Annotated in this window: 12 protein-coding genes and 1 tRNA gene; 6 read left to right on the forward strand and 7 right to left on the reverse strand. The window is 64.3% G+C overall.

Features of this window, described 5'->3' with window-relative positions; translation table 11 throughout:
• Positions 1-211 precede the first annotated feature (211 nt).
• Positions 212-284 (reverse strand) — tRNA-Ala (locus SH809_17755).
• Between the two features lie 232 nt (positions 285-516).
• On the opposite strand from SH809_17755, the gene SH809_17760 reads away from it, so the two are divergent.
• Genes SH809_17760 through dapA form a run of 3 tightly spaced genes read left to right on the forward strand, consistent with a single transcriptional unit; the run spans position 517 to position 4375 of the window.
• Complete coding sequence (locus SH809_17760) at positions 517-2703, forward strand: ACT domain-containing protein (protein MDZ4701562.1); 2187 nt, start codon at positions 517-519, stop codon at positions 2701-2703.
• A 19-nt stretch (positions 2704-2722) separates the two neighbouring features.
• Positions 2723-3457, forward strand: coding sequence for a 4-hydroxy-tetrahydrodipicolinate reductase (gene dapB / locus SH809_17765; protein ID MDZ4701563.1), 735 nt, complete (start codon positions 2723-2725; stop codon positions 3455-3457).
• An 18-nt stretch (positions 3458-3475) separates the two neighbouring features.
• Positions 3476-4375, forward strand: coding sequence for a 4-hydroxy-tetrahydrodipicolinate synthase (gene dapA / locus SH809_17770; protein MDZ4701564.1), 900 nt, complete (start codon positions 3476-3478; stop codon positions 4373-4375).
• Between the two features lie 6 nt (positions 4376-4381).
• On the opposite strand, the gene mreD is transcribed toward dapA, so the two are convergent.
• Both mreD and dacB read right to left on the reverse strand, forming a co-directional pair.
• A complete protein-coding gene (gene mreD / locus SH809_17775; GenBank protein ID MDZ4701565.1) occupies positions 4382-4855 on the reverse strand; it encodes a rod shape-determining protein MreD in 474 nt (157 codons plus the stop codon).
• Positions 4856-4930: 75 nt separating this feature from the next.
• Positions 4931-6376 carry a D-alanyl-D-alanine carboxypeptidase/D-alanyl-D-alanine-endopeptidase gene (gene dacB, locus SH809_17780; GenBank protein ID MDZ4701566.1) on the reverse strand — a complete coding sequence of 482 codons (1446 nt, stop codon included), beginning with the start codon at positions 6374-6376 and terminating at the stop codon, positions 4931-4933.
• Between the two features lie 359 nt (positions 6377-6735).
• Here dacB and SH809_17785 point away from each other — a divergent pair, with 359 nt between their 5' ends.
• On the forward strand, positions 6736-7056 hold the full coding sequence (locus SH809_17785; protein MDZ4701567.1) for a hypothetical protein: 321 nt from the start codon (positions 6736-6738) through the stop codon (positions 7054-7056).
• Between the two features lie 9 nt (positions 7057-7065).
• Here SH809_17785 and SH809_17790 read toward each other — a convergent pair whose 3' ends face one another.
• The 3 genes from SH809_17790 to lipA form a co-directional block, all read right to left on the reverse strand.
• Positions 7066-8346: a DUF1343 domain-containing protein gene (locus tag SH809_17790; GenBank protein ID MDZ4701568.1), complete on the reverse strand. Its 1281-nt coding sequence runs from the start codon at positions 8344-8346 to the stop codon at positions 7066-7068.
• A 186-nt stretch (positions 8347-8532) separates the two neighbouring features.
• Positions 8533-8961 carry a nucleoside-diphosphate kinase gene (gene ndk / locus SH809_17795; GenBank protein MDZ4701569.1) on the reverse strand — a complete coding sequence of 143 codons (429 nt, stop codon included), beginning with the start codon at positions 8959-8961 and terminating at the stop codon, positions 8533-8535.
• A 41-nt stretch (positions 8962-9002) separates the two neighbouring features.
• The gene (gene lipA, locus SH809_17800) at positions 9003-10004 is read right to left on the reverse strand and encodes a lipoyl synthase (GenBank protein ID MDZ4701570.1); all 1002 of its coding nucleotides are present in this window, start codon (positions 10002-10004) and stop codon (positions 9003-9005) included.
• Positions 10005-10294: 290 nt separating this feature from the next.
• Between lipA and lat the strand changes: the two genes are divergently transcribed.
• Positions 10295-11641 (forward strand): L-lysine 6-transaminase, encoded by a 1347-nt coding sequence (gene lat, locus SH809_17805; protein ID MDZ4701571.1) that lies wholly within the window; start codon positions 10295-10297, stop codon positions 11639-11641.
• Positions 11642-11723: 82 nt separating this feature from the next.
• Positions 11724-13385: a T9SS type A sorting domain-containing protein gene (locus SH809_17810; GenBank protein ID MDZ4701572.1), complete on the forward strand. Its 1662-nt coding sequence runs from the start codon at positions 11724-11726 to the stop codon at positions 13383-13385.
• 103 nt (positions 13386-13488) lie between these two features.
• Here SH809_17810 and SH809_17815 read toward each other — a convergent pair.
• On the reverse strand, positions 13489-15082 hold a 1594-nt coding region (locus tag SH809_17815), incomplete at its 5' end, for a DNA gyrase C-terminal beta-propeller domain-containing protein (protein MDZ4701573.1).

Consider the following 15082-nt stretch of genomic DNA (forward strand, 5'->3'; position numbering starts at 1 on the left):
ACTGTAGTACGTTGTTTCCATAAGAGGGGCCTCAATCGGTTATTGAATGTGGACAATTCAATGTAGCCGAGAGAGGTCCTTCTTGGTAATATCATCACTATGCAAATTCAAAGCGATGGTTTTGATTTGCAAGGATGAATACCCGGCCTTCTCTCCAAAAAACCGAAAGCCCCGAATCCTTCTTCTAAAGGACTCGGGGCTTTCTATCGGGTGGAGATAAGGGGAGTCGAACCCCTGACCTCTTCAATGCCATTGAAGCGCTCTACCAACTGAGCTATATCCCCATCAAGTAGCGCCGCTCGTACGGAGGCGGCGAAAGTTCGGGTGCAACGACCGAGTCCGGAGAAAAGTTCTCAGGCCTGCGAGTTTCAAGAAAGCCTCACGGAGGGTGTGGGGGTGTGGGGCTGGAAGCCCTTTCTTCGTGTAAAATTTCGGGCAACATCGAGCCGGAAGTGCTTTATTGGTTCCCCGGCGCATCACGCCAACCTCTCGCCTTCAGCCACCAGCATCGAACCGATGCCCTCCTCCAGTATTTACGTCTTCCCGCACGAAGCGCCCGACGACCGCTACGACACGGCCGCCGCCGGTGGGCTGCTGGCGTACGACGGACCGGGCCGGCTGTTCGCTGTCGTGCCACCCGGCCGAGAGGGCATCTGGCGACGGATCACCAAGTGGTCCAACCGACCCGTATGCCAGCTCGAGGGCGCCGCGATCGTCCGGGTGCGCGGCGGCCGGCTCGACGAGAGGCCTACCGCCGCGGCCATCGCCGAGGCGGCGGCGGCCCTGCCGGATAACGCCATCGTTTATGTGGAGGCCGGCCTCGCGACGGACGACGCCGGCGACGCCGTGCCGTTTTATCCGCCCGGCGTCGCCTTCACGGCCACGCTCCTCGCCCGCTATGCGGACGCCGCGTCGATCACGTTCTGGACGGATACACCCGGCGTCCCCTCCGCCCCGCCCCGCTTTATCCCGGATGCGTTCACGCTCCGCCACCTCAGCTACCGCGAGGCGAGCGAAATCGTCTATCCGAACACAGGCTTCCTCCATCCCCGCACGATGGTGCCGTTGTTCGAACAGCAGATCCCGCTGTTTATCCGCTCGTGTTTCGATCCCGGTGAGCCGGGCACCCGCGTGGATCACACGACCGGCAATACGCAGGGCGTGGCCAAAGCCGTCACGGCCATCGAAGGCGCCGGCCTTGTCGTCATCGAAGGCGCCGGCATGATGGGCATCCCCGGCATCGCGGCGCGTGCGCTCGGCGCGCTGGCCGAGGCGAGCATCAACATCGCCATGTTGTCCCAGGCCTCCACCGAACAGAGCATCGGCATCATCGTCCGGCAAGGCGACCTGCAGGCGGCGCTCGAAGCGGCGCGCCGCGGGCTGGCGGAGGAGATCGAACGAAGCGAGGTGCAGCGCATCTATGCCCTCCCGAACCTGGGGGTGGTAACGGTTGTGGACGACAATATGCGCTACCGCCCGGGTCTCACGGGGCGGATGTTCTCGACGCTCGGCCGCGCCGGCATCAACGTCCTCACCATGGCGGAAGGGGCCTCGGAAACGAATATCTCGGCCGTCGTCGAGGAAACGGACCTCAAGCGCGCCGTCCAGGCCCTGCACGAGGCCTTCGCGCTCGGCCGGCAACGAGCGCACGTCTTTCTCTTCGGCGCCGGCACGGTCGGTGGGATGCTGCTCGAGATGCTGGGCCGGCAGGCCGAGCCACTCCTCGAACAGCTGAACCTCCACCTTCAACTCGTCGGCATCGCGAATTCAAAGGGGATCGTGTGGAATGTGGATGGGATCGACTTCGACAAGGGGCTCGCGGAACTGGCGCGGGCCAGCGTACACCTCGATCAACAGGCCATCATCCGGCACCTGATCAACAGCCGGCTCGACCGGCTTATCGTCATCGACGCCACGGCGTCCGATGCCGTGACGCAAATCTACCCGGTGCTGCTAGAGCACAACATCGCCGTCGTCACTCCGAACAAGCGGGCCAACACGCAGTCGATGGCCTTCTACAACCGCCTGCGGAAGGCGTCGCGGGACCGGCAGGTGCCGTATCTCTACGAAACCACTGTGGGCGCCGGCTTGCCGGTCATCGGCACCCTGCGGGATCTGGTGCGCAGCGGAGATTCGGTCCTCAAGATCGAGGGCGTGCTTTCGGGTACCCTGTCGTTTGTCTTTACCCAGCTGGCCCTCGGCCGGCCCGTGGCCGACGTGATCCAGGAAGCCCACCGGAACGGCTACTCGGAGCCCGACCCGCGCGACGACCTGAGCGGCGAGGACGTCGCCCGCAAGCTGCTGATTCTGGCCAGGGAGATGGGAATTTCGGTGGAACGGGAGGATGTGGAGGTCGAGTCGCTCGTGCCGCCGGCCCTCGCCAGCGTGTCCATCGCCGACTTCTGGGCCGGGCTGGCCGAAGGGTTTGCGCCGTTGCAGGTCCGCGCCGAGGCCGCGTTTGCGGCGGGCACGCGGCTCCGGCACGTCGCCAGCATCGAAGGAGACCGCTTGCGCGTGAGCATCCAGGCCGTAGGGCCGGAATCGCCGCTGTATTTCCTCGCCGGCACCGACAACCTGGTCGCCTTCACCACGGCGCGCTACCTGCGCAACCCGCTGGTCGTCCGTGGGCCTGGCGCCGGGCCAGAGGTGACGGCTGGCGGCATACTGGCGGACGTCATCAGGGCCGCCGAACTGGTCACCTGAACCTGAACCGAGCCCGGATATGAACCTCGCCATCGTAGGCACCGGACAGACCGGCAGCGTCGTGGAATCCATGGCGCGCGAGCGCGGCCACACCATCCACGCCCGTTTCAACAGCGCGCGGCCCATCACCGGCGAAGGCGCCCGAGAGGCGCTGGCCGGCGCGGACGCGGTGATCGACTTCTCGCTGCCCTCCCTCGCACTGGCGCACATCGAGCGGTATTGCGCCTGGGGCGTACCGGCGGTGATCGGGACGACGGGCTGGCACGGCCAGTTGCCGGCTGTCGAAGCCATGGTGCGCGACCGCGACGCCGCCCTGCTCTACGCCCCGAACTTCTCGGTGGGCGTGGCCCTGCTCGTGCGCGCCCTCAACAGCATCGCGCCGTTGATCGATAAATTGCCCGAGTACGACGCCTCTATTCATGAGATGCACCACCGCCGGAAGGTCGACAGCCCCAGTGGCACCGCGTTGATGCTCGCCGAGACGCTGCTCCGGCACCTGTCGGCCAAAACGACGATCGTCGCCGAGACGCAGCACCAGCGGATCGCGCCCGAGACGCTGCATGTGAGTTCTACCCGCGCCGGCCACGTCGTTGGCCACCACACCGTGTGTTTCGACAGCCCGTTCGACCGCATCGAGCTTGTTCACGATGCCCGGAATCGCCAGGGATTCGCGCACGGCGCCCTGCTGGCCGCCGAGTGGCTGCCGGGGAAAAAAGGACTCTTCACCCTGGATGATCTCCTCGATTTCGCCTGAACCCCTTCCTTCGCTCCGATGACGAACCACGAACGCCACCTCTTCCACGGCACCGCGCCGGCCCTCGTAACGCCTTTCACGGCCGACGGCGCCCTTGACGAGCCGGCCTTCCGCCTGCTGATTGATGACCAGATCGGCGGCGGCGTCGAGGCGCTGGTCGTCCTGGGCACCACAGGCGAGAACCCGACCGTCACGCACGACGAGCGCCGGCGGCTGGTCGAACTCAGCATCGCCCACACCGACCGCCGCGTACCGGTCATCATCGGTGCCGGCACCAACAACACGGCCGAAAGTGTCCGTTTCGCCCGCGAGGCCGCCGCGGCCGGCGCGGATGGGCTGCTGGTGGTAGGGCCGTATTACAACAAGCCCACGCCGGCCGGCCTGATCGCCCACGTATCCGCCATCGCCGACGCCGCGGACACGCCCATCATCGTGTACAACGTCCCGGGGCGCACCGGGAGCAACATCACGGCCGACACCCTGCTGGCCATCGCCGAGCGGGTTTCGTCGGTCGTGGGCGTCAAGGAGGCCTCGGGCAATCTGGCGCAGATCTCGGACATCCTCCACCACCGTCCAACGCACCTGGCCGTGTACGCCGGCGACGACGAGATGGCGCTTCCCCTCATCGCCCTCGGGGCGGAAGGCGTCATTTCGGTGATCAGCAACGCCGTCCCGGCGCCGTTCAGCGACATGATCCGCGCCGGCCTCGCCGGCGACTACCCGCGTGCCCGCGCCCTCCACTTCCGACTGCTCGACGCCATGCGGGCCTGTTTCATCGAAAGTAATCCCGTACCCGTGAAGACGGCCCTGGCGAATGCCGGCAAGATGACCGCGCACGTCCGCCTGCCGCTGGTGGGTCTGCAGGAATCGAACCGGGCGCAGGTGATTAAGGCGTTTTCGCCGTTTATGGATCGATGAGAGGCGTTAGCGCGTGACAAACCGCGCCGCGATGTTGGCCACCACCGCGGTATACACGGCCGCGCCGATCCAGTGGGAAAAGACGATGCTGATGTCGCGGGAGCCGGACTGGAGCACGAGCAGGGCGACGAGCAGCCCGTTATGGAGCAGTGCGATCACCAGCGCCATCAGAAAGGCCTGGGGCGGGCGCACGATAGGCATGTCGCGCTGATCCGGGTTCTGGAAGAAGCCCACCATGAACCCCACGCCCGTCTTAACAAACATCTGGATGCCCCACGTCCCGTAGATCACATCCATCAAAAAACCGAACGCAAACCCCGACACGGCGCCGGTACGCCGGCCATAGGCAAACCCCAGCCAGGCGATGAAGATGAGCACCCCGTCCGGATACGCCCCCCACAACCGCAGCCGGCCGAGCACGATCCACTGCAAGAGCACGGCGATCAGACCGGTGAGGGCGATACGAAGGAGGACGGGCATGAAGGGCGGTTCGCGTGAGGGTAGTAGGGTCGGAGGGAAATTCTACCTTTAACCCGTGAGACGCAAGCGGTGCCCTCACGCATCCACCGACCGCGTAATCGCCAGGATCACCCGATCCATCGTCTGCATAATGCGATAGCTGGGCACCGTGTAGTTGTTGGCGATGAGCGAAAACGCCATCATCCGGCCATCGGGCGTCTGCGCGTAGCCGCTCAGCGCGCGGACATATTCGAGCGAGCCGGTCTTTGCCCAGACGGCCTCGCCGCGGAGCCGGTAGTCGAGCGTCGTCTCCGCCTCGCCGCCGCGGGCGAGGGAATTAAAAAAGGCCTCGCGTTGGGGATGCCGGTTCATAAACGCCAGCAGCCCCCCGATCGTCTCGGGCGTCACCATGTCCTTTCGGGAGAGCCCCGAGCCGTCGCGCGCCGAGATCCCGTTCATGGGGATGTCCGCTTTTTTCAAGAAGTCCTTCACCCGTCGCTCGGCGCCGTCGGTCGAACCGCCCCAGCCGAAGGTGCGGAAGACCTGCTCCGCGTAGAAGTTATTACTCTCCTTGTTGATGATCTGGAGGATATCGCGCAGCGGCGGCGACTGGTGGATGAAGAGGGTGCGGGCGCGCCGGTAGTCGAGCGGCCGCGCGAGGTCGTCGATATCCACCAGCTGGGCCTCGACGACAATACCCACGGCCTCGAGTTCCTGTTTGAAGCTATGCAGAGCCAGGAGCGTCGGGTTCGTGACCGGAATGGTGACGCTGCGCCGGTAGGTGCGCGGCACCGAACCCTGTAGCAGCACCCGCTCGGTCCCGAGCGCCCGTTCGACGTCGATGGCGTGCCCGCGGCTGCGGGCGCTGGTGGTGGCCTGATTGCGGATGTCGAGGTAGCCGGCCGGCGAATCCTTGATCAACGGCGCCTCCCCGACGCGGCTGGACTGGATCTGGACGATGACGGTGTTGTCGACGGCTGAGATGCCGCTCGTGGCTGGCGCGAAGGACTCGCTGGTGATGAAGCCCACGTCCCAGCCCTCGGGGTAGGGGGACTCATCGAAAACGTTATCGTCCCCGATGATGCGTCCCTGGATCCGGGTGACGCCCTGCGCCGACAGGCCGCGCGCCCAGGTCTGGAGCGGATTCACCCCCCGCAGTTCCGCGCTGGCGAACGTGGGGTCCCCGGAGCCTTCAATGACCAGGTCGCCGGAGAGCACGCCGGCCGCGATTTCTCCCTGCAGGTGGAGATTCGTCTCGTAGATGAAATCCGGCCCCAAGACATCAAGCGCGGTGGCCGTGGTCAGCAGCTTCTGATTGGAGGCCGGCGTCAGCGTCTTGTCGCTGTTCTGATGGTACACCACGCGCCCCGTGCTCAGGTCCTGCACGTAAACCCCCCAGATCGCGGCGCTCACCGACGGGTCGTTGATCAACCCTTCGATCTGGTCCGAAAGTGAGGCTGGAGCAACGGCCCCACCGCTAAAAAAACCTACCAGAAGCGCCATCGCGATCAGGTGCGACGCTGAATTTAAACGAACCTTCATGTGCGGTGTACCTGAATCGTACGCGTGTGGGTCAAGGTGCAGCGGCCAGGGTGCGCCGCTTTGGGTCGCCCGTATCAGAATAGGAATTTCCTACCGGCGGCAGGTGATCCTGCGACCACCGCGCGATGCGCCTCTGGCCATTCAATTTGGCTCGGTTTGCGCGATTCGCCCGCTCCTGCTGGCCATTGTATCGCAGGCCATACGTGCCGTTCCTGAGCCTTAATAAGAAAGCCAGTAGTACCAATCAAGAGCCGTACCGGGAATAGGATGAAGATCAACCCTTTCGGAACCCGCCCCATACGCCGGGGTTTGTCCCTACACCCCATACGACCGCTGTCCAGAGGCCCAACGAATTTTCCATGACACCATCTCCTTCCCAACGCGGCCGCGCCCGCCGCCGGCAGGGCGGCTCCACCGCCGAACCGCGGTCTACCCAGAAATCGGGGCCGCGCAAATCGGCGGCGATGGTATTTGTCGCCGGAAATTATCTTCTGATACTCCTCGGCCTCGCCCTCGTTACCGTCGGCTATGTGATCATGCGGATGGAGAATGAGGTCGACGGGTTCATCTCCCTCTACATCGCCCCCATCCTGATCCTCGGCGGCTATCTCGAAGTCATCTACGCCATTCTCTGGCGGCCCAAGACGCCCGCCCCGCCGACCGAGACGCCGGCGACCTGAGCCAACGGGCTACTCGTACAGTAAGTAGGGCGCGCGGCGCGCCTCGAACGCGGCGACTTCCGCCTGCCACGCCTCCACGATGCCCTCCGCCAGCATACCGGCTTCGAGCATGTCGACCAGACGACGCGTGCCGGCCAGGTTGTTCAGCCAGGAAGGTTGCAAAAAGGTCGACCGTTCCGTCTCCGCCGCCGCTTGATAAAAGGCCACTACCACGTGAATTCCGGTAGCCACGGGCCGAAACAGCGCCAGATCCATGACTTCGGCTCGTACGCCGCCCAGCGCCACGCCGGCAAATCGCGGGGTGGTGGCCATGCCCGGGATGCTGACGGGTGTGAAACCGGCCTCCGCGAAACGCACACCAGGCAGTCCGACCCCATTCAGCGCCTCCGCCAGCCGTTTGCCGTCTGCGCCGGGAGCGCCTACCTGTTTGAAAGGCTCGTACGTCCCCCGCCCCTCACTGGCCTGCACACCCTCAAAGAAACAGGTGCCGGGATAAAGCACGGCGGTCGCCACGTCGGGTATATTTGGACTTGGCGGCGTCCATGGCAGCCCCGTCGCATCCCATCCCATCGCCCGGCGCCAACCCAGCATGGGCACCACGTGGAGATCGAGCGCCTCGATGCCTTCCATCCAGCCTTCACCCTGGATCATCCGCGCCAGTTCCCCCACCGTGAGGCCGTGGACGACCGGGATCGGGTAGGCGCCGACGAACGAAGTGTATTCGGGCTCCAGGACGAACCCTTCTACAAGGACGCCGCCGAGCGGGTTGGGGCGATCGAGTACGTAGAACGGGATGTCGGCCGCCGCCGCTGCTTGCATGGCGAGCCCCATCGTCGATATGTAGGTGTAAAAGCGCGCACCAATATCCTGGATATCGAATAGCAGCACGTCGATGCCGGCCAGTTGCTCGGGCGTGGGTTTGGTCCGACGACCGTACAGGCTGTGGACCGGCACGCCAGTCGATGAGTCGCGGCTTCCTTCCACATAGGCGCCCGCCACCGCGTCGCCGCGGATGCCATGTTCAGGGCCAAAAAGCGCAACCAGTTCGATCCCCCCCGCGGCGTGGAGCCGATCGGCCAGATGGGTGGAGTCGACGCGCGATGTGTGGTTCGCGATGAGGCCAACGCGCAGACCAGCCAGCCGGGCAAACCCTTCATCGGCCAGTACCTCGGCGCCGGTACGGATGCGCGTCGGGGCCGGCGGCATCGCTTCCGGCAGGGGAGCGGGACTGGCGCAGCCGGCAAGGAGTGCCAGCGCGGCGACAACCAAACGAACGTACGCCGTATGCATGCTCCTTCGGTTTTCCGATGATCCCTTGTATGGCCGAGTGTCCTGCGATAAGCGGCACATCCCCTTGTGTAGAGACGCCCCGGTGGGGCGTCTCAGCAAGGATTCCACCTGCAGCAGTCGCTACAGTAAACGTATCGGATCAACGGTGAACGTCAAAAACTTCAGGCGTCGACCTCGACCCTGCCCTTAACTATTCGACACGATCTCGTACTCGGGGAAGAAATAGGCCGCTTCGATGCGGGCGTTTTCGACGGAGTCCGATCCGTGGATGATGTTTTCGCCGACCGAATCGGCGAAGAGCTTGCGGATGGTACCCTCCGCGGCCTGCGCCGGGTTTGTGGCGCCGATCAGCGTGCGGAAGTCCGCCACCGCATTGGCCTTTTCGAGGACCATCGGCACACAGGGGCCGCTGGACATAAACGCTGTCAGTTCGCCGAAAAACGGGCGAGCGCGGTGGACGGCGTAGAAGCCTTCGGCTTCGGTGAGGCTGAGTTTGATCAACTTCATCGCGCGGATTTTGAAGCCGGCTTTCTGGATCATCCGCGTCACATCGCCGATCAGCTCCTTGCGCACGCAATCGGGCTTCAAAATGGTCAGGGTACGTTCTACCGACATGGGGTTATTCGATTCAACAAGTGTTCAGAAGTAAGGAGGAGTTATACGTGGCGTTCGGCGTGGTAGGACGACCGCACGAGCGGCCCGCTTTCCACGTGTTCGATGCCCTTCGCCTCGCCGGCCTGTTTGTATTCCACGAACACGTCCGGGTGGATAAAGGCCTCCACGGGGAGATGCATGCGCGTAGGCTGGAGGTACTGGCCGATGGTCATCACGTCGAGCCCGATCGTCACGAAGTCGTCCATCAACGCCAGGACCTCTTCGCGCGTTTCCCCGAGGCCGACCATGATGCCGCTTTTTGTCCGCAACCCCTGGTCCTTCGCGCGCTTGAGCACATCGAGGGATCGCTGGTAGTTGGCCTGGGGGCGGACGCGCCGGTAGAGGCGCGGGACGGTTTCGACGTTGTGGTTGAGCAGTTCGGGGCGGGCGTCGAGCACGGCGTCCAGCGCGTCCCAGATGCCGCGGAAGTCCGGGATGAGCACCTCGACGGTGCACCCGGGCTGGTAGTCGCGGATCAGGCGTATGGTCTCGGCGAAGATCGGCGCGCCGCCGTCCTTGCGTTCGTCGCGGTTGACGCTGGTGACGACGGCGTGTTTGAGGCCCATGAGGCGCACAGCGTCCGCGACCCGGCGCGGTTCGTCCCAATCGAGCCCCTCGTCCGGCCGGCCCGTCGCCACGGCGCAGAAGCCACAGGACCGGGTGCACACGTTGCCAAGGATCATGAAGGTGGCCGTTCCGGCCGTCCAGCATTCGCCCATGTTGGGGCAGCGCGCGCTCTGGCAGACGGTGTGGAGCTGGTGGGAGTCGATGATGTCCACCAACTGCTTATAGGTCTCGCCGTAGGGGAGCTTGACGCGGAGCCAGTCCGGCCGGCGACCCCGCTCGTTGGCGATATCGGGTTTCTCGATCACCGGCAGCTCAAAGAAACCGGAATCCCCATCGCCCGTTGGAAGGAGCGGCTCTTTTTTAACCTGCTTGAGCGAAACCTCTCCCGGATGCAAGGGCTTTTTAGCGCCCGTATTCGTCAAGGGAGTGTTAGACATACGGTATCATCGTCGGAAATTCGCGTGCGATGGGGTCGCCACCAGCCCTGGCCGTCCCGGCTGGAATCTTCGGAACAGGCGACTGGCCGGCTAAACCCAGAGGCCCCGAGGCCGATGGTTGAGGGTAGCCATAACGACCTCGAGTAACTTGACGTGGCTACCCTTTCCCGTCGATAATGATCCCCCTTCGAGGAGACTCCCCCGAGCCCCTAATTGCCCAAAAAACGGGCGCCTGAGGCACCCGGGTTGACACTCCGATCGTTCCCCAGCATCATTCGCTGCCAGAGCCTATGCATACGGTTATAGATACACAAACCATCACCGCGCAAAACGTCCGCTCCACCCTGTCCCGCCACATGCTCACCGATGGCCTGCATCTGGTGTTGGATATGGAAAAAAGCCAGGGAGTACACCTGATCGATGAGTCGACCGGACAGCGGTTCATCGACTTCTTCGGCTTTTTTGCCTCCAACGCGCTCGGGATGAATCATCCCAAGATGTTCAACGACGCCGGCTACACGAAGCGGCTCATGGAAGCAGCGACCAACAAGATCACGAACTCGGATGTGTACACGGTCCACATGGCCCGTTTCCTCGACACGTTCAGCCGTGTCGGCATCCCGTCGTATCTCCCCTACGCCTTCTTCGTTTCGGGTGGGGCGCTTGCCGTCGAAAACACGCTCAAAACGGCCTTCGACTGGAAGGTCCGTCACAACTTCCGGAAGGGCTACCGACGGGAAGTGGGCCAGCAGGTGCTGCATTTCGACCAGGCCTTCCACGGCCGCACGGGCTATACGCTGTCGCTCACGAACACGGCCGACCCGCGCAAGACGCAGTATTTCCCCAAATTCGACTGGCCGCGTATCCTCAATCCGAAACTCTCGTTCCCCTTGAACGACGAGCGTCTGGAGCAGGTAAAACGCGCGGAAGCCATGGCGCTGGCCCAGGCCAAGACCTATTTCCGCGAGCTGAAGGACGATATCGCCTGTGTCATCATCGAGCCCATTCAGGGCGAAGGCGGCGACAATCACTTCCGCACCGCGTTTCTGCAGCAGCTCAAGGACCTGGCGCACGAAAACGACACCCTCCTCGTGTTCGACGAAGTGCAGACCGGGGTCGGCATCACCGGCTCGTTCTGGGCGCACCAGGCGATCGGCGTCGAGCCGGACATCATCGCGTTCGGTAAGAAGACGCAGGTGTGCGGCATCCTCGCCGGCCCCAAGCTCGATGAAGTGGAGGGCCATGTCTTCAAGACGGCCAGCCGGATCAACTCGACCTGGGGCGGCGGCCTGGTCGACATGGTCCGCTTCGACCGCATCCTGGAGGTCATCGAAGAAGATCGACTCGTCGAAAACGCGGCCTCGACGGGCGCGCACCTGCTCAAGCAGCTCCACGCCTTCGCCGAGCGGCACCCCTCGGTATCCAACGTACGCGGCCGTGGTCTCATGTGCGCGTTCGACCTGCCCGATGCCGCCTCCCGCAATCGGTTTCTCGATGAGACCTACCACCAGGGCGTCCTGGTCCTCGGATGCGGCACGCATTCGGTCCGCTTCCGCCCGCCCCTCACCATCACGCCGGCCGAAATTGACCTCGGGATGCAAACGCTCGGCGAGGCTCTGGCGAAAGTGGAGCGGTAGCCACATCCCCATACTTTTTTCCAGCACCGAGCATCAAACGGAGCGAGGGATAGACAGGTAGAATCCACAGCCTGTGATCCCCATGAAACGTTCGTTCCTGCCGGCGCTGGTGCTCATCAGCGTCTTGTCACTTCCTGTCGTTGCGCAGAACAAGCTCCCCGCAGGCGCTCAACTCCATCTCGCTCCTCCGCCCGAGGCCATTTGCACCCTGCATGCCACGGGTGAACACGTTGGCCACTCCGTCGCACGGCCGGCAGCCAGTCAAACGGGTGCGGCCAGCGTGGTCTTCAGCGTCAACTTCCTCGACGCCGCGGCGGAGGACCCGTGGCCCGAGGACGCCAAAACCGCCTTTCTGGCGGCGCTCGATATCTGGAGTACGCACATCGAGTCCGCCGTAACCATCTTTGTGGACGCCACGTGGGCAAGCTTCGGAGGGTGCGACATCACTGACGGCGTCACGCTTGGCGCCGCCGGCCCGACCTTTTTCATCAGCGACTTTGGGGCCGGCGAAGCGGACACCTTCTACCCGATCGCCCAGGTCGAGGCGATCATCGGCTCGAACTTCGTCCCCGGCTCGGCGGACATCGTTGCCCGCTTCAATCGCGCCTGCGACGACCCCGGCTCGGACCTGTGGTACTTCGGCGTGGACGCGAACCCGGGCGCGAATCAGGTCGACTTCGTCAGCGTGGTCTTGCATGAAATCGGCCACGGCCTGGGCTTCACAGGTACGGCCGACTGGGATGACGGCGCCGGCAGCGGCGGGGCCATCGAATGCGACGGCACCGCCGGCAACGGTTGTTTCTCGGATCCGCCGGGCATCTACGATCGGTTCGCCACCAACGCGGCATCCACCGGCTCGCCCCTCCTATCCGCCGGCTTCCCCGCCAATTCCGCCACCCTCGGCAATGCCTTCCTGGGTCTTTCCGGTGGAGGGGTGTTCTTCGACGGGCCGTCGACCCGATACGCGACCGGCGCGGGCGCCGCCCGCCTCTTCGCGCCCGCGGAGTGGGACGGCGGCTCCAGCTTTTCGCACCTGGACGAGGCGACCTTCAATGGCACGGCCGACGCCCTGATGACGCCTTCCCTGGGCAACGACGAGGCCGTACACGCCATCGGCGCCGTGACGTGTGGGATATTAGAGGATATGGGGTGGCCGCTCACCGATGCGTGTCTGGACCTACTGCCCGTCGAACTGGTCGCCTTCGACGGCGTCGTCGATGGAGCCGAGGTGCGGCTCCATTGGGAGACGGCGGGTGAAACGAATAGCGCGGGCTTCGCCGTCGAACACGCCGCCGCCGGCGACGATTTTGTGCGTATCGGATTCGTGGCCGGCGCCGGCACGACGTCGGATCCGCTGCGGTACTCCTTCCTCATCCCGGGCCTGGAGCCGGGCCGGCATCGCTTTCGGTTGCGGCAGGTAGACTTCGACGGGGCGTTCGCCTACAGCGCCACGATCGAGCGTGAGGTGCGAACGACCACACCGTACGCCATCTCCGCCCCCTTCCCGAATCCGTTTAACCCACACACGCAGTTCACCGTGGCCGTGCAATCCGCGCAACACGTACGCATCGCGGTATACAACGTGCTCGGCGCCCGCGTCCTGGATCTCCACGACGCCGCCCTCGACGCCCATCAGGCCCACCGGTTCACCGTCGACGCCGCCGGCCTGCCGAGCGGGGTCTACCTCGTAGGCGTCGAAGGCGAGTCGTTTCGCGACTGGCAGGCCATTACGCTGATGAAATAATCGCCCTATGGGTGGGTGCGTGGCGCTTCGCAGAAATGCTTATCCGGTGACCACCCGTTTTCAACGGCGGCCGGGTGCTACCCGAGTGCCGCACGCTCGCCCCCTATTCGATCGCCTCTGGCTCGGTGAAATCACCCGGCTCGGTGGATTCACCCGGCTCAATGGGTTCCGCCAGTCCGGCGTCCTCCACTTCCAGGAAGGCGATGCGGGTGACGTCCGCGATGGCGTCCTGGTCCTTGATGCTGATCAGGCGCACGCCCTGGGTATTGCGGCCCAGCATGCGGATCGAGGCGACATCCATCCGGATCATGAGGCCGTTTGTGGTCACGATCATGAGGTCGTCGGTGTCGTGAACGCCTTTAAGCGCCACCAGCGGTCCCGTTTTGGGGGTGGTTTTGATCGTCAGGATACCCTTTCCGCCGCGGGTCTGGATGCGGTAGTCGTCCAGCGGACTGCGTTTGCCGTACCCGTTCGCGCTGATGGCGAGGACCGAGCGGTCGTCGTCGTTTTCGAAGATCGTCATCCCGACGGCCGCTTCGCCTTCGCCGAGTGCGATGCCGCGCACGCCGCGGGTGTTGCGGCCCATGGGGCGGGCGTCGCCTTCGTGGAAGCGGACGCTGCGGCCGCTGGAGGCCGCGAGGATCACCTGCGCGCTTCCGCCGGTGATCTGGGCTTCGAGGAGCTGGTCGCCCTCGTCGATCGCGATGGCGATGATGCCGTCGGCGCGGGGCCGGCTGAAGGCTTCGAGCGACGTCTTCTTGACCTGGCCGCGCAGCGTGGCCATCATCACGAAGTGGCTGTTGAGGAACGCGTCGTCCTGGAAGTCCGGCTTGCTGACGGCGAGCACGGCGCGGATCCGGTCCTCGGGCGCGATCTGGATGAGGTTGCGGATCGAACGGCCCTTGCTGGTGCGGCTGCCTTCGGGGATCTCGAATACACGCAGCCAGAAGCACTTGCCGTGGTCGGTGAAGAACAGGAGGTAGTCGTGGTTAAACGGCGTGAAGATGTGCTCGACAAAGTCCTCATCGCGCATGCCGCTACCTCGCTGACCGACGCCACCGCGGCCCTGAGCGCGGAATTCAGACGAGCTGGTGCGTTTGATCAGCAGTTGGTGGGAGATCGTCACCACCACCTGGTCCGCCTCAATGAGGTCCTCGATAATGATGTCTCCGCCGCCGGTGAAGTCGATATCCGTCCGGCGGGCGTCGCTGTATTTCTCCTTGATGACGAGGAGTTCGTCCTTGATGATCTGGAGGCGCAGTTCGCGGTTGTCGAGGATGCCTTCGAGGCGCTGGATTTCCGCCAGCACATCGCGCAGCTCATCTTCGATCTTCTGGCGTTCGAGGCCGGTGAGCCGGCTGAGGCGGAGGTCCAGGATGGCCTGGGCCTGAATCTCGGAAAGGGTGAATAACGGATCGCCGTGGGTAGGCAGGCCGAAGCGTTCGAGCTGGCCGGCGGTGAGTTCAGACGGAAAGACCCCATGCATGAGGTTATTCCGGGCGCCTTCGGTATCCTGCGAGTAGCGGATGATGGTGATGACCGCGTCGAGGTGATCGAGCGCGATAACCAGTCCTTGCAGCACATGCGCACGTTCCTGGGCTTTGCGCAGTTCGTACTGGGTGCGGCGTACGACCACGACGTGGCGGTGGTCTACGTAGTGCCGGATGAGGTCCTTCAGGTTCAGCGTCCGCGGCCGG

Source organism: Rhodothermales bacterium, from assembly GCA_034439735.1.
In the GTDB taxonomy this organism is placed as follows: Bacteria; Bacteroidota; Rhodothermia; order Rhodothermales; family JAHQVL01; genus JAWKNW01.